This window comes from Streptomyces sp. MAI_2237 (genome assembly GCF_054189285.1).
The window spans coordinates 799940-814971 of sequence record NZ_JAJPGQ010000001.1; the positions used below are offsets into that span (position 1 = coordinate 799940).

Genomic DNA, 15032 nt, shown 5'->3' on the forward strand with positions numbered 1-15032 from the left:
TAATTCCATGACAGACGCACTCAAGCGCCTCTCCGAAGAAGGCGTGGCGATCTGGCTGGACGACCTGTCGCGCAAGCGGATCACGTCCGGCAACCTCGCCGAGCTGATGGACCAGCAGCACGTCGTGGGCGTCACCACCAACCCGACGATCTTCCAGAAGGCGATCTCCGAGGGCGACGGCTACGACCAGCAGCTGTCCGACCTCGCCGCCCGCAAGGTCACCGTCGAAGAGGCCATCCGCATGATCACGACGGCGGACGTCCGCGACGCCGCCGACATCCTGCGCCCGGTCTTCGACTCCACCGACGGCCAGGACGGCCGCGTGTCGATCGAGGTCGACCCGCGTCTGGCCCACAACACCAAGGCCACGGTGGCCGAGGCCAAGCAGCTCGCCTGGCTGGTGGACCGGCCCAACACGCTCATCAAGATCCCGGCCACCGAGGCGGGCCTCCCGGCGATCACCGAGACCATCGGCCTCGGCATCAGCGTCAACGTCACGCTGATCTTCTCCCTGGAGCGCTACCGCAAGGTCATGGACGCCTACCTGTCCGGCCTGGAGAAGGCCAAGGAGCGCGGCCTGGACCTGTCGAAGATCCACTCCGTGGCGTCCTTCTTCGTCTCCCGCGTCGACACCGAGATCGACCGGCGCCTCGACGAGCTGGGCACCGACGAGGCCAAGGCGGTACGCGGCAAGGCCGCCGTCGCCAACGCGCGTCTGGCGTACCAGGCGTACGAGGAGGTCTTCTCCTCCGACCGCTGGTCGGCGCTGGAGAACGCGGGCGCCCGCAAGCAGCGCCCGCTGTGGGCCTCCACCGGCGTGAAGGACAAGGCCTACAAGCCGACCCTGTACGTCGACGACCTGGTGGCGCCGAACACGGTGAACACCATGCCGGAGGCCACCCTGCACGCCACCGAGGAGGGCGGCTCCATCACCGGCAACACCATCGCCGGGACGTACGAGCAGGCCCGCGCCGACATCGACGCCGTCGAGAAGCTCGGCATCTCGTACGACGAGGTCGTGCAGCTGCTGGAGGAGGAGGGCGTCGAGAAGTTCGAGGCGTCCTGGAACGACCTGCTGAAGTCGACCGAGGCGGAGCTGGAGCGCCTCGCCCCCTCGGAGGGCTGAGACCTTGGCTCCTCTTTCCGGTTCCGGAGCGAACCCGCTTCGTGACCCCGCGGACCGACGGCTCCCGCGTATCGCGGGGCCGTCGGGCCTGGTCATCTTCGGCGTCACGGGCGACCTGTCGCGCAAGAAGCTGATGCCCGCCGTGTACGACCTCGCGAACCGGGGTCTGCTGCCGCCGGGCTTCTCCCTGGTGGGCTTCGCCCGCCGCGAGTGGGAGAACGAGGACTTCGCCGCCGAGGTCCATGACGCCGTCAAGGCGCACGCCCGCACGCCGTTCCGCGAGGAGGTCTGGCAGCAGCTCATCCAGGGGATGCGCTTCGTCCAGGGCACCTTCGACGACGACGACGCGTTCGAGCGGCTGCGTTCCACCATCGAGGAGCTCGACAAGGCACAGGGCACGGGCGGCAACTTCGCCTTCTACCTGTCGGTGCCGCCGCGCTCCTTCCCGGTGGTCATCCAGCAGCTGAAGAAGCACGGCCTGGCCGACCAGAGCGGCGGCTCGTGGCGGCGCGCCGTCATCGAGAAGCCCTTCGGCCACAACCTGAAGTCGGCCGAGGAGCTCAACAAGGTCGTCCACGAGGTCTTCGCCCCGGACCAGGTCTTCCGCATCGACCACTACCTGGGCAAGGAGACCGTCCAGAACATCCTGGCGCTGCGCTTCGCCAACACGATGTTCGAGCCGATCTGGAACCGGTCCTTCGTGGACCACGTGCAGATCACCATGGCCGAGGACATCGGCATCGGCGGCCGTGCCGGTTACTACGACGGCATCGGCGCCGCCCGCGACGTCATCCAGAACCACCTGCTGCAGCTGCTGGCCCTGACGGCCATGGAGGAGCCGGCCTCCTTCGACGCGGACGCGCTGGCCGCGGAGAAGACCAAGGTGCTCGGGGCCGTGCGGCTGCCGAAGGACCTGGGCCGCGACACCGTGCGCGGGCAGTACGCGGCGGGCTGGCAGGGCGGCGAGAAGGCCGTCGGTTACCTCCAGGAGGAGGGCATCGACGCCAACTCCAAGACCGACACCTACGCCGCCATCAAGGTGGGGATCGACAACCGCCGCTGGGCGGGCGTCCCCTTCTACCTGCGGACCGGCAAGCGCCTCGGCCGCCGCGTCACCGAGATCGCGGTCGTCTTCCAGCGGGCGCCGCACTCCCCCTTCGACCACACGGCGACGGAGGAGCTCGGCAAGAACGCGATCGTCATCCGCGTCCAGCCGGACGAGGGCGTGACGGTCCGCTTCGGCTCCAAGGTGCCGGGCACCTCCATGGAGATCCGGGACGTGTCGATGGACTTCGCCTACGGCGAGTCGTTCACCGAGTCCTCCCCGGAGGCGTACGAGCGCCTGATCCTGGACGTGCTGCTGGGCGACTCGAACCTCTTCCCGCGCACCGAGGAGGTCGAGCTGTCCTGGAAGATCCTCGACCCGATCGAGCAGTACTGGGACGAGAACGGCAAGCCCGCGCAGTACCCGTCCGGCACCTGGGGTCCCGTCGAGGCGGACGAAATGCTCGAGCGAGACGGACGGAGCTGGCGCCGGCCATGAAGATAGACCTCACGGACACCACGGCCAGCAAGATCAACAAGGCACTGGTGCAGGGGCGGCGGGCCATCGGCACGCCCGCCGTCGGCATGGTGCTGACGCTGGTCATCGTGACGGACGAGGAGAACGCGTACGACGCGCTGAAGGCCGCGAACGACGCCTCGCGCGAGCACCCCTCGCGCACGCTCGTGGTCATCAAGCGCGTCTCGCGCACCCCCCGCGACCGCACGTCGTCCCGGCTGGACGCCGAGGTGCGGGTGGGCGCGGACGCGGGGACCGGCGAGACGGTCATCCTGCGGATGTACGGCGAGATCGCCGACCACGCGCAGTCCGTCGTGCTGCCCCTGCTGCTGCCGGACGCGCCCGTCGTCGTCTGGTGGCCGGTGAACGCGCCGCTCGACCCGGCCAGCGACCCGCTGGGCGCCCTCGGCCAGCGCCGGGTGACGGACACCTACGCCGCCGAGCAGCCGGTGCGGGAGCTCGCGGCCCGCGCCGACACCTACACGCCGGGCGACACCGACCTGTCCTGGACCCGCATCACGCCGTGGCGCTCGATGCTGGCCGCCGCTCTCGACCAGGTCACCTGCGAGGTGGAGGCCGTCGAGGTGGAGGGCGAGGAGTTCAACCCGAGCTGCGAGCTGCTGGCGATGTGGCTGGCGGACCGCCTCGACGTGCCCGTGAAGCGGTCGCTGTCCGGCGGCCCCGGCCTGACGGCGGTGCGCATGCACACCGACAGCGGGCCGATCGTCCTGGACCGGGCGGACGGCTCGCTCGCGACCCTGTCCATCCAGGGCCAGCCGGACCGTGCGGTGGCGCTGAAGCGGCGCGAGACGGCCGAGCTGATCGCGGAGGAGCTGCGGCGGCTCGACCCGGACGACACGTACGCGTCGGCGCTGCGGTTCGGGGTGGAGCGGCTGCACGCGCCGGCGTCGGCGGCTCCCTTTCGGGACCCGGCTCCCAAAGGAGAGCCGGTCGCCGATGCCCCCGGAGAGCCCGGCACCGGAGAACCCGTCGCCGTCGAAACGCCTGTCGAGGACGCTGCGAAAGCTCCCGCACAGGAAGCGGCGGCGGAGGAGCCGGTGAAGCAGGAGTCGAAGAAGGCGGCGGCCGAGTGAGCACTCCGCAGCTGGTCGTGCATCACGACAAGGATCTGATGGCGCAGGCCGCCGCGGCCCGTCTGATCACGAAGATCGTGGACGCGCAGTCCTCCCGGGGCTCCGCGTCCGTGGTCCTCACGGGCGGCCGCAACGGCAACGGCCTGCTGGCCGCCCTCGCCGCCGCACCGGCGCGGGACGCGATCGACTGGGGCCGGCTGGACCTGTGGTGGGGGGACGAGCGCTTCCTGCCCGAGGGCGACCCGGACCGCAATGTCACGCAGGCCCGCGAGGCCCTGCTGGACGCGGTCCCGCTGGACCCGAAGCGCGTGCACGCCATGCCCGCATCCGACGGCCCGTTCGGCTCCGACGTCGACGCGGCGGCGGAGGCCTACGCGGAGGAACTGGCCCGTGCCGCGGGCCCGGAGACGTGGACATCAGCGGCTACCGCCGCGGGGGGCGCCGTGCCCACCTTCGATGTGCTGATGCTGGGCGTCGGCCCGGACACGCACGTGGCGTCCCTGTTCCCGGAGCTGCCGGCCGTCCGCGAGACGGACCGCACGGTGGTGGGCGTCCACGGCTCCCCCAAGCCGCCGCCGACCCGGGTGACGCTGACGCTGCCCGCGATCCGGGCGGCCCGCGAGGTGTGGCTGCTCGCGGCCGGCGAGGACAAGGCGGAGGCCGCGGCGATCGCCCTGTCCGGCGCGGGCGAGATCCAGGCCCCGGCGGCGGGCGCCCGCGGCCGGCAGCGCACCCTGTGGCTGCTGGACGCGGCGGCCGCCTCCCAGCTCCCGAGGTCGCTGTACCCACCGGCGTCGCCGTGAGCACGCGGTGGGGGCCGCCCTCGGCGGCCCCCACCGCCTCACTTCACGGAACCGGCCATCACGCCCTGCACGAAGTGCCGTTGGAAGGCGAAGAAGACCACCAGCGGGACCACGAGCGACACGAAGGCGCCCGGGGCCAGGACGTCGATGTTGCTGCCGAACTGCCGTATCTGTGACTGGAGTTCCACGGTCAGCGGCTGTGACGAGGGGTCCGCGAACAGCAGGGCGACCAGCATGTCGTTCCACACCCACAGGAACTGGAAGATGGCCAGCGAGGCGATCGCGGGGCGGCCGACGGGCAGGACCAGCCGGGTGAAGATGCGCCACTCGCTGCCGCCGTCCATCCTCGCCGCCTCCAGCATCTCCTTCGGCATCTCGGCGAAGTAGTTGCGCAGCAGGAACACCGCGAACGGCAGTCCGTACGCCACGTGGAAGAGCACCACGCCCGGGATCGTGCCGAACAGCCCCAGTTCGCCGAAGAGTTTGGCGACCGGCAGCAGGCCGATCTGGACCGGCACCACCAACAGGGCTACGACGACCAGGAAGACGGCCTCGCGTCCGGGGAAGTCCAGCCAGGCGAAGGCGTATCCGGCGAGTGCCGCAAGGACGACGACGAGGACGGTGGCCGGGACCGAGATCAGCACGGTGTTCCAGAACGCCTGCGTGATGCCCGCGTTCCTCAGCAGCGCCGAGTAGTTGTCGAAGGACAGCTGGCCGGGACTGGTGAACGCCGTCCACCAGCCGCTGCTCGCCGAGTCCTCGGACGACCGCAGCGAGGACACGAACAGCCCCGCGAGCGGTGTCAGCCACACCAGGCCGATCAGGACGAGGAAGGCCTGCACCAGACCGCTGGACAGACCGCGCCGCACCGCGTTCATCGCTGACTCCTTCGGAATCGACGGACGTTGAGGACCATGGCGGGCACGACCAGGAGCAGGAGCAGGACGCCCAGCGCGCTGCCCAGGCCCTGGTTGTTGCCGCCGCCGAAGGACACCAGCCACATCTGCGTGGCGAGCACGTTGGCGTCCTCCGCCACGTCGCCGGGCGCGATGATGTAGACGAGGTCGAAGACCTTCATCACGTTGATCAGCAGCGTCACGAACACCACGGTGAGGACGGGGGCGAGGAGCGGGACGGTGATGCGGCGGAAGATCTGCCACTCGTTGGCCCCGTCCATCCGCGCCGCCTCCAGCGCGTCCCGGGGAAGGGCGGACAGTCCCGCCCCGATCAGCACCATCGCGAATCCCGTCCAGATCCACACGTACGCCCCGATGATCGCGGGCGTCACGAGCGCCGGCCCGAGCCAGGAGACGCCCTGGTAGGGCGGGGCGAAGTTCGAGGCCGGCAGCTTCACCGTGTACGAGCCCGATGTGAGACCGGTGAAGCGGAAGGAGCCGTCGGCCGCGGTGGTCGTCGCGGCGGCGGTGCTCCCGTCGTCGCGCACCGCCTCGACCTTCATCTCCGGCAGCCCGCTCTCCCGCCGGTCGACCGTCCCCGGCCGGCCTCCTCCGCCGGGCGTGAAGTCCAGGTAGACGACGCCGCGCAGTTCGTCGGCGGCCGCCGTGCGGTGGGCCGCCGGGTAGGCGGGCCGGGCGCCGCCCGGCAGATCCTTGGGCGCGACGCCGACCAGCCCGAGGCTGACCGAGCCGCCGGGCTTCGCGGTCGCGCTCGTGCGGTACGAGCCGTCCTTGCCCACCGTCAGGCCCTGGTTCGGGCGGACCCGTGCGGTCGGGTAGTGCGACGTGCCCGCGAAGGTGTCGTGCACGCCGACCACGGCGGCGTTCAGGACGCCCTTGTCCGGGTCCTGGTCGTAGGCGAGGCGGAAGATGATGCCGGCGGCCAGGAAGGACACTGCCATCGGCATGAACAGCAGCAGCTTGAAGGCCGTGGCCCAGCGCACCTTCTCCACCAGCACGGCGAGGATCAGGCCGAGGCCGGTCAGCAGGGCCGGGGCGACCACGACCCAGATGGCCGTGTTGCGGACGGCCTTGAGAGTGGCCGGGTCGCGGAACATCTCGGCGTAGTTGTCGCCGCCCACGAAGCGGGTGCCGGAGGCGTCGAAGAAGCTGCGGCCGATCGAGAAGAGCACCGGGTAGACGACCAGCGCGCCGAGCAGGAGCAGCGCCGGGAAGACGAAGAGCAGGGCGACGATGCGGGCCCGCCGCCGGGAGCGCCGGGCGCGCTCGACCAGGCCGGCGGCGGGCGGGCTCGTCTCTTTCACCAGGGTCGCGGTCATGGCGCGTCAGCCCTGGTACGCCTTGGCCGCCGCGGTCTCCAGGCGGGCCGCGGTGCCCTTCGGGTCGGACGGGTCGCGCAGGAAGTCCTGCAGCAGCTTCCACTCGCCCGCGCCCTTGGTGCCGCCGAAGGCCGCCGGCGCCTGGTCGGACATGTCGAAGCGGACCGTGTCCCCGGCCGCGACGAGGGACTTGGCGGTGGCGCGGGTGACGTCGTCGCCGTACTGGGCGAGGTCGAGCTTCTTGTTCGGGGACAGGAAGCCGCCCGCCTTCGCCCACACGGCCGCGGCCTCCGGGGTGGCCAGGTACTCCAGGAGCTTCATGCCGGCCTTGGCGTTCTTGCCGTCCTTCAGGACGACGGCCGCGTCACCGCCGCTGACGACGGGCGCCTTGCCGCCGTCGACCGCGGGGAAGGGGAAGAAGTTCGCGTCGGTGCCGATGGTCTTGCCGAACTGGTCGTGCGCGACCCCGGCGACGAAGTCGCCCTCGTAGACCATGCCCGCCTCGGGCTTCGGGCCGAACACCTTCTCCACCGAGCCGGGGAAGTCGGTGTTCAGGGCCTCCTTCTGGCCGCCGGCCACCAGCTGCTTGTCCTTGAACAGCTTGCCGAGCGTGCCCAGCGCCTTCACCACGCTCGCGTCCGTCCACTTCAGCTTGTGGGCGGCGAGGGCGTCGTACTTCTCGGGACCTGCCTGGGAGAGGTAGATGTTCTCGAACCAGTCGGTGAGGGTCCAGCCGTCCTGGCCGGCGACCGAGAACGCGGCGAGCCCGGAGTCGGAGACGGTGCGGCCGGCCTTCAGCATGTCGTCGTACGTCTTCGGCGGCTTGACGCCGGCCTGGTTCAGGGCGTCGGGGCTGTACCAGACGGTCGACTTGTGGGCGGCCTTGAAGTAGAGGCCGTACAGGCGGCCGTCGACGCTGCCGTACTTCTTCCAGACGGGGGCGTAGCCGGCGTCCACCGCCTTCTCGGTGGTGGACGAGAGGGGGGTGAGCCAGCCCTTCTTGGCGAACTGCTGCAACACGCCGACCTGCGGGACCATCACGACGTCGGGGGCGTTGCCGCCCTCGATCTTGCTGCCGACGACGGTGGAGACGTTGTCGCCCGTGGAGATGAACTGCGTCTTGGCGCCGGTCTTCGCGCTGAACGCGTCGAGGACCTTCTGGAAGTTCTTCTGCTCGCTGCCGGTCCACACGCCGGCCACGGTGACGGTCTGACCGCCGAGGGCCTTGTCGCCGCCGCCCGCGGAGACCGGGCCGCCGCCTCCGCAGGCGGTCGCGCCCAGGGCGAGGGCGAGGGCGGTGCAGCCGGTGAGCAGGGTGGTACGTCGTCGCATCATCGTTGATGTCCCTTTCAGGGGTAAGTAACTGACGAGTGGTCAGGTTGGAGATGCCGCGGTTCAGAGGTCGGCGAGCCACCAGGCGGCCGTGGAGCCGGGCAGGACCCCGGCCGGGCAGGGGCCGCTGGACAGCAGCGGGGTGCCGGAGACCGGCGCGGGTGTGGGCGCCGTACCGAAGTTGACGGCGCAGACCAGGCCGTCGCCGCGCTCGAAGGCGAGGACGCCGGGCGGGGTGTCCAGCCAGCGCAGCGTGCCCTCGCCCAACTGGGGCAGGGACGCCCGCAGTTGCAGGCCGTCGCGGTACAGGTGCCAGAAGGATCGGGTGTCGGCGAGGGCGCGGTCGGTGGCGTACTCGGCGAAGTAGGAGGGCTGCGGCAGCCAGGGGCGGGCGGTCTCGGCGCCGGAGGTGAAGCCGAAGGGCGAGGCCTGTCCGGACCACGGCAGCGGGACGCGGCAGCCGTCGCGGATGCGGGCCCGGCTGCCCGTGCGCCGGAAGATCGGGTCGGTGAGCACGTCGTCGGGCAGGTCGACGACCTCGGGCAGGCCCAGTTCCTCGCCCTGGTAGATGTACGCGGCTCCGGGCAGCGCGAGCATCAGCAGCGCGGCGGCGCGGGCGCGGGCGGCGCCGAGGCCGCTGCCCTCGGTGGCGGGCTCTCCGTAGCGGGTGACGGTGCGGACCTGGTCGTGGTTGTTGAGGACCCAGGTGACCGTGGAGCCGGTGCCGGCGATGTCCTGCATGGCCTCGGAGATGACCTTGCGGAAGGCGCCCGGGTCCCAGGGGGCGCTGAGCAGGTCGAAGAAGAAGGCCTGGTGCAGCTCGTCGGGCCGGACGTAGAGGGCGTGTTCGCGGGCCGTGGGCACCGACACCTCGCCGACCAGCAGTCGCTCGCGGCCGTCCCGGTCGGTGTACTCCTCGCAGACGGCTCGCCAGTGCCGCCACACCTCGTGCACCTCGGGCTGGTTCCAGGCGAGCGGGTTGACCGAGTCGCGGGTGCGGGCGTCGGCCTCGGGGTCGTCGGAGTCGGGCAGGGCGGGGTGCTTGAACAGGCCCGCGGCCACGTCGATGCGGAAGCCGTCGACGCCCCGGTCCAGCCAGAAGCGCAGCACCCGGTCGAACTCGGCGCCGACCTCGGGGTTGCGCCAGTTCCAGTCGGGCTGCTCGGAGGCGAACATGTGCAGGTACCACTGGCCGTCGCCGACCCTGGTCCAGGCGGGGCCGCCGAACATGGAGTGCCAGTTGTTGGGCGGCTCGGCGCCCTCGGGGCCGCGGCCGTCGGCGAAGTGGAAGCGGGCGCGGGCCGCGCTGCCGGGCTCGGCCGCCAGCGCCTCGCGGAACCACGGGTGCTCGCTGGAGCAGTGGTTGGGCACGATGTCGAGCAGCACCCTGACGCCGAGCCGCCGGGCGTCGGCCATCAGCAGGTCGAACTCGGCGAGGTCGCCGAAGAGCGGGTCGACGTCGCAGTAGTCGGCCACGTCGTAGCCGTGGTCGTGCTGCGGGGACGGGTAGAAGGGGCTCAGCCAGATCCCGTCGACGCCCAGCTTCTTCAGGTACGGCAGCCCCGCCCTGACCCCGGCGAGATCGCCGACGCCGTCGCCGGTGCTGTCCAGGAAGCTGCGGACGTACACCTGATAGATCACCGCGTCATGCCACCAGCGGTACTTACTCAACATGCATGCATGTTATGTAGGCGCGTCGCGCGGGTGTCAACGACAAGAACAGAAGCTACTGCCGAGTTGCCCTGTGAAATGCGGACCAAATAGGACAGAGTGAGGGGAGATGAGATGTGCGCGTTACCTAACAGGTAACTATCGACCGGGGATCGCGGCCAGTTCTCGCGCGAGCCGGCGCACCGCCGCCGCGGGGGTCTCGTGGCCCGTCAGCGCGTCCTGCACGACCGCCTGCACGACCAGGCTGACCTGGTCGTAGCGCGGGCTCTTGGGGCGCGGCATGGCCGACAGCACGCTCTTGCGCAGGGTGGGAAGGTAGGGGAAGCGCCGGATCAGCTCGGGATCCTCGTACAGGGCCGCGCGCACGGGCGGCAGCGCGCCGCGGGTGAGGACCTGGCGCTGCACGGGCTCGCTCGTGAGATAGGCGATCAGGCGCGCGGCCGAGTCGGGGTGCCGCGCATGGGTGTTGACGGCCAGGTTGGAGCCGCCGAGGACGCTCGTGCCGGGGCCGTCCGGGCCGGGCAGCGGGACGGCGCCGATCTTCCCGGCGACCGGGGAGCCCTTGGCCGAGGCGAGGACGTAGGCGTAGGGCCAGTTGCGCAGGAAGAGCAGCCGGCCGCTCTCGAAGGCCTGCTTGGACTCCTCCTCCTTGTACGTCAGCGCGGCCTTCGGGATCCAGCCCTCCCGGACCCCGCGCGCGAGGAAGCCGATCCCCTCCCGGGCCGCCGCGGAGTTCACGGTGACCTTCGCGCCCTCGTCGCCGAGGATCGAGCCGTGCGCCGAGTAGACGGCCTCGGCCCGCGTTCACCGTCAGGCCCTCGTACGGCAGGAACTGGCCCGCGTAGCCGTCGAGCCCGTACTTGGGCGCGATGGTCTTCGCGTCGCGCTCCAGCTCGGCCCAGGTGCGCGGGGGCGGGACACCCTCCTTGGCGAGGATGTCCTTGCGGTAGAGGAGCAGGCCGGCGTTGGTGACGTACGGGACGGCGTACAGGCGGCCGTCATAGGTCGCCGTGCTCTTGACGGGCTTGAGGAAGGCGCCGAGCGGGAAGCGCTCGCGCGGCAGCGGACGGATCCAGCCCGCGGCGGCGAACTCCGGGGTCCAGTTGACGTCGATGTTGAGGACGTCGAAGCGGCTGCGGTCGCCGCCGCGCAGGTCGGTGACCATCTGCGCGTGGGTCTCGTCGGCGGAGTCGGGAAGCTCGACGAGCTGCACCCGCTCGCCGGGGTGGGTGCGGTTCCAGCCCTCGAGCAGGGGGCGGAGATAGCCGGTGAGATCGCCCGCGGTGGCCAGGATCAGCGGTCCGCGGCCGTCGGCCGGAGCCGCGTCGTGCCGGGTGCCCGCGGCGACGTACCCGGCCATGACCACGACGAGAACGAGGAGGCCCCTACCCGCGGCACGCATCCACCGCATAGGTTCCTCCTTGCACACCCGGCGCCGGGCGTCTTCGCCCGGAGTCAGAGGCCATGTATACCTGTTAGGTATGGGCGATACTAGGGCCTGGAGCACATTGACCCGACAGGAGGACTGCACACGTGCGCCTGCCCCTCCTGGCTCTCCTGGCGCGCGGCCCGGCCCACGGCTACGAGCTCAAGCAGCACCTTGAGCAGACGCTGGGCTCCGCGTACCCTCAGCCGAACGTCGGCCAGATCTACGTAACCCTCGGCCGCCTCGAGAAGCAAGGCCTGATCGAGGGCGAGGACGTCGAGCAGTCGAGCCGACCCAACAAAAAGGTCTACCACCTCACCGAAGCCGGGCGGCAGGCGCTGCGCGTCTGGTTCGAGGATCCCGAGGACGAGCCGCGGGTGCGGGACGAGTTCTTCATGAAGCTGGCGCTCGCCCCGCAGACCGGGCTCGCCGACCGGATCGCGCTGATCAACAAGCAGCGGCGCCAGTATCTGAACACCATGCGGCAGCTGTCGAAACTGGCGGCCGCGGAAGACCGGGACAACCGCGTCGCCCATCTGCTGATCGAGGGGGCGATGCTGCACCTGCAGGCCGACCTCGACTGGCTGGAGCGGTGCCAGGAAGAGCTGGAGGAGCTGGAGTGAACGACGGTCCCGCTCCCGTGCTGCGCGCCGAGGGCCTGGTCAAGACGCATTACGGCGAGGGCGCCCCGGCGCACGCGGTGCGCGGGGTCGACCTGTGCGTACGCCCCGGGGAGTTCCTGGCCGTCACCGGCCCTTCCGGGGCCGGGAAGTCGACCCTGCTGCATCTGCTGGGCGGCCTGCAACGGCCCGACGGCGGCCACATCTGGCTGGACGGCAAGAGCGCGGACGCCTGGAGCGAGGCGCGCTGGGCGGTGGAGCGCCGCAAGCGGATCGGCATCGTCTTCCAGTTCTTCAACCTGGTCTCCAACCTGTCCGTCGCCGACAACGTGGAACTGCCCGCCCTGCTCGCCGGGGTGCCGCCGAAACGGGCGCGCGCCGAGCGGGAGGAACTGCTGGCCGAGCTGGGCCTCGACGGCAAGGAGCGGAGCCTGCCGGGCGAGCTGTCCGGCGGTGAGCAGCAGCGGGTCGCGCTGGCCCGCGCCCTGGTCAACCACCCTCCCCTGCTGCTCGCCGACGAGCCCGCCGGCAGCCTCGACAGCAAGGGCACCCGCGAGGTGATGCGGCTGCTGTCCCGCTTCCACGGACGCGGCCAGACGATCGTGCTGGTCACCCATGACGCGCGGCTGGCGAGCGCCGCGGACCGGGTGATCTCCTTCTTCGACGGCCGCATAGCCGACGACGCCGAACTGGACGCCGCCCCGAAGTCCGGCAAGAGCGGCATATCCGGGGTACTGGAGCTCAGGGACTGAGATGCGGATGTACGACGCTCCCCGGAGGCACTGATCCGCATGCGAGCCACCCTGCGCTGGGCCCACTCCGATCTGCGCACGCACCGCGGCGAGGCACTGTTCCTGGTCCTGGCCACCGCCGGGATCGTGCTGTCACTGCTGCTGGCCACCGCCCTGTTCGGCTACGCCACCAACCCCTGGCAGCGGGTCTTCGCCGAGTCGCGCGGCGCCCACGTCTGGATCCACACCAGCCAGTCCGCCAAGGTGGGGCGGCTCACGGGACTGGACGGCGTCGACTCCGTCGCCGGTCCCTACTCCACCGCCTCCGCCACCCTCGCCTCCCGCGGCACCCGGGCCGCCGTCGAACTGCGCGCCACACCCGACCGCCCCACCGTCGGCCGGCCCCTGATCACCTCCGGCCGCTGGCTGAACGACCGCACCCCGGACGGTGTGGTCCTGGAGAGCAGCCTGGCCCGCGCCCTGCTCGCCGAACCGGGCGACACCCTCACCCTGCCGGGCACGGGGCACGCGGTGACCGTCCTGGGCGTGGCCGACGCGGCCGAGCCCAGGTATCACGCGGGCGAGCGGCCGGGCCTGGTCTGGGCGCTGCCGTCCGCCGTGCCCCATCCGACCGGCCGGGTCATCGGCCTGCGCCTGACCGACCCCGCCGACACCGACTACGTCGTCCAGCGCGCCGTCACCGTCCTCGGCGCCGGAGCGGTGGGCGAGGTCTCCACCTGGCAGCAGGCACGGTCCGAGGCCCAGGGCGACTACCGGCTGCTGGGCCAGGTGCTGGGCCTGTTCGGGCTGGGCGCGCTGATCGCCGCCGGTCTCGCGGTCCACGGCGCGATCGCCACCCGCATCCGCGGCCACCTCAGGGACATCTCGGTCCTGAAGGCGATCGGCTTCACCCCGGGGCAGGTCGTACGGATCTTCCTCTCGCAGCATCTCGCCTACGCCCTCCTCGGCGCCGTGTCCGCGGCCACGCTGACGGAGACCCTGGGCAGCAGCTTCCCGGGGCGCCTCGGGGACGCGGTCGCCGTCTGGCAGGGGCTGCCCGGCTACACGGCGGCCCTGTTCGCGGTCCCGGTGGGCGCGGTGCTGTTCATCGGCGCGACGACGGGTCTGGCGGCCTGGCGCGCGGGGCGGGTGCCGCCGGTGCCGGGGGTACGGCCCGTCGGGGCCCGGGGAGAGCGGGTGCCGGGCGGGCGGGCCGCGTCCCTGCCGGGCGGGCAGCTCTCCGCGCTCTCCCGGCGCGCGCTCGCCACCCGGCTCTCGCCCGCGCTGGTGCTGGGCTGGCACACGGTGGTCGGCCGTCGTCTGCGGTCGGTGACCACTGTGGCCCGGCTGGCACTGCCCCTGCTGCTGATCGTCGTCGCGATGTCCGCCTGGACCACCATCGACCGCTTCCACAGCAGCCCGGAGCGGATCGGTCTGCCGGCCGCCCTCACCGTCCACGCGAACGACGGCCTGAGCGAACGCGGCACCCGCGCCCTTCTGGACCGTGACCCGCAGGTCGCCGCCGCGTACCCGGGCCTGGAGGTGGCCGCCCTGGTGCCCGGCCAGACCGCCACCATCGCCCTGCGCGGCCTGGGCACCCGTGAGGACCCCTACCCGTACGCCCTCGCCGAGGGCCGCCCCGCGCGCGGGGACGACGAGGCGGTGGCCGGGCAGGGTCTGCTCGACCTGCTGAACCTCCGGATCGGCGACTGGGTACGCCTGACCGTCGGCGACCAGCCGCAGATCCTGCACATCGTCGGCCGCAGCATCGAACCGGAGAACGCCGGCCGGGTAGTCTCCACCTCCCTCGACACCCTCCGCCAGAACGACCCCCGGCTGACCCCGACCCTCTACCAGGTACGGCTGCGCCCCGGAGCCGACCCGGCCGCGGTGGCTGCCCGCCTGGCCGCCGCCGGGCACGGACGGCTGGACGTGCACGCCGTGACCAACCCGGCCGACGGCCTCTCGCCGCTGCGCGGAGTCGTGGCCGGCCTGATCGCCGTCCTCGCCCTGATCGGCCTGATCGAACTGCTCACCGCCATCGGCGGCACCGTCCGCGAGGGCGAACGCGACCTGCTCGCGCTGAAGGCCATCGGCCTCTCCCCCCGGCAGATCACCGCGATCACCGTCACCGCCACCGGCTGCACGACCCTGGCCGCCGCCCTCGCCGGCACCGCCCTGGGCACCCCCCTCGCGCACTGGCTGATCAACGCCCAGGGCAGGTCCAGCGGCATCGGCTCGGGGATCGCCCAGGCTCCGTCGCCGCTGCTGCTGGTGCTGCTCGGGGCGGCGGCGGTGCTGGGCGCGACGGGACTCGCCGCACTTCCGGCGGCGCGGGCGGCACGACGGCGCCTGGCGGACACGCTGAGCGCGGTGGCCTGAGCACGACGGGTCGAGCGCGGTGGCCTGAGCGGGGCGGTCACGCACCGCCC

The 15032-nt window shown here is 71.8% G+C and carries 11 protein-coding genes and 1 pseudogene; 7 read left to right on the forward strand and 5 right to left on the reverse strand.

The genetic code is table 11. The features are described from left to right. Positions 1-7: 7 nt before the first annotated feature. The 4 genes from tal to pgl are packed head-to-tail and all read left to right on the forward strand — an operon-like array spanning position 8 to position 4584. Positions 8-1126 carry a transaldolase gene (gene tal, locus LN251_RS03765; RefSeq protein WP_458243069.1) on the forward strand — a complete coding sequence of 373 codons (1119 nt, stop codon included), beginning with the start codon at positions 8-10 and terminating at the stop codon, positions 1124-1126. A 4-nt stretch (positions 1127-1130) separates the two neighbouring features. Then, positions 1131-2669, forward strand: a complete 1539-nt coding sequence (gene zwf / locus LN251_RS03770; RefSeq protein ID WP_458243070.1) for a glucose-6-phosphate dehydrogenase — start codon at positions 1131-1133, stop codon at positions 2667-2669. Further along, positions 2666-3781, forward strand: a complete 1116-nt coding sequence (opcA, locus tag LN251_RS03775; RefSeq protein ID WP_458243071.1) for a glucose-6-phosphate dehydrogenase assembly protein OpcA — start codon at positions 2666-2668, stop codon at positions 3779-3781. The genes zwf and opcA overlap by 4 nt, the downstream gene beginning before the upstream one ends. Beyond that, a complete protein-coding gene (gene pgl / locus LN251_RS03780) occupies positions 3778-4584 on the forward strand; it encodes a 6-phosphogluconolactonase (protein ID WP_458243072.1) in 807 nt (268 codons plus the stop codon). The genes opcA and pgl overlap by 4 nt, the downstream gene beginning before the upstream one ends. A gap of 38 nt (positions 4585-4622) precedes the next feature. On the opposite strand, the gene LN251_RS03785 is transcribed toward pgl, so the two are convergent. From LN251_RS03785 to LN251_RS03805, 5 genes and pseudogenes are all read right to left on the reverse strand, one after another. Continuing rightward, a complete protein-coding gene (locus LN251_RS03785) occupies positions 4623-5462 on the reverse strand; it encodes a carbohydrate ABC transporter permease (RefSeq protein ID WP_458243073.1) in 840 nt (279 codons plus the stop codon). Next, complete coding sequence (locus tag LN251_RS03790; protein WP_458243074.1) at positions 5459-6820, reverse strand: carbohydrate ABC transporter permease; 1362 nt, start codon at positions 6818-6820, stop codon at positions 5459-5461. Before LN251_RS03790 ends, LN251_RS03785 begins: the two co-directional genes overlap by 4 nt. A gap of 6 nt (positions 6821-6826) precedes the next feature. Further along, a complete protein-coding gene (locus LN251_RS03795; protein ID WP_458243075.1) occupies positions 6827-8155 on the reverse strand; it encodes an ABC transporter substrate-binding protein in 1329 nt (442 codons plus the stop codon). 60 nt (positions 8156-8215) lie between these two features. Further along, positions 8216-9826 carry a glycoside hydrolase family 13 protein gene (locus LN251_RS03800; RefSeq protein WP_458243076.1) on the reverse strand — a complete coding sequence of 537 codons (1611 nt, stop codon included), beginning with the start codon at positions 9824-9826 and terminating at the stop codon, positions 8216-8218. A gap of 135 nt (positions 9827-9961) precedes the next feature. Next, positions 9962-11234, reverse strand: a pseudogene (locus tag LN251_RS03805) (ABC transporter substrate-binding protein). Positions 11235-11356: 122 nt separating this feature from the next. On the opposite strand from LN251_RS03805, the gene LN251_RS03810 reads away from it, so the two are divergent. Genes LN251_RS03810 through LN251_RS03820 form a run of 3 tightly spaced genes read left to right on the forward strand, consistent with a single transcriptional unit; the run spans position 11357 to position 14982 of the window. Then, positions 11357-11872: a PadR family transcriptional regulator gene (locus LN251_RS03810; RefSeq protein ID WP_058926010.1), complete on the forward strand. Its 516-nt coding sequence runs from the start codon at positions 11357-11359 to the stop codon at positions 11870-11872. After that, entirely contained in the window at positions 11869-12621 is a 753-nt protein-coding gene (locus LN251_RS03815) for an ABC transporter ATP-binding protein (protein WP_458243077.1), read from the forward strand. The genes LN251_RS03810 and LN251_RS03815 overlap by 4 nt, the downstream gene beginning before the upstream one ends. A 39-nt stretch (positions 12622-12660) precedes the next feature. Further along, the gene (locus tag LN251_RS03820) at positions 12661-14982 is read left to right on the forward strand and encodes an FtsX-like permease family protein (protein ID WP_458243078.1); all 2322 of its coding nucleotides are present in this window, start codon (positions 12661-12663) and stop codon (positions 14980-14982) included. The last annotated feature ends 50 nt before the right edge of the window (positions 14983-15032 follow it).

What these genes read in the sequence shown, in the direction of transcription:
- tal (WP_458243069.1), top strand. Translation starts at nt 8, where the DNA reads ATGACAGACGCACTCAAGCGCCTCTCCGAAGAAGGCGTGGCGATCTGG.
- opcA (WP_458243071.1), top strand. Translation starts at nt 2,666, where the DNA reads ATGAAGATAGACCTCACGGACACCACGGCCAGCAAGATCAACAAGGCA.
- LN251_RS03785 (WP_458243073.1), bottom strand. Translation starts at nt 5,462, where the DNA reads ATGAACGCGGTGCGGCGCGGTCTGTCCAGCGGTCTGGTGCAGGCCTTC.
- LN251_RS03790 (WP_458243074.1), bottom strand. Translation starts at nt 6,820, where the DNA reads ATGACCGCGACCCTGGTGAAAGAGACGAGCCCGCCCGCCGCCGGCCTG.
- LN251_RS03795 (WP_458243075.1), bottom strand. Translation starts at nt 8,155, where the DNA reads ATGATGCGACGACGTACCACCCTGCTCACCGGCTGCACCGCCCTCGCC.
- LN251_RS03800 (WP_458243076.1), bottom strand. Translation starts at nt 9,826, where the DNA reads ATGTTGAGTAAGTACCGCTGGTGGCATGACGCGGTGATCTATCAGGTG.
- LN251_RS03820 (WP_458243078.1), top strand. Translation starts at nt 12,661, where the DNA reads ATGCGAGCCACCCTGCGCTGGGCCCACTCCGATCTGCGCACGCACCGC.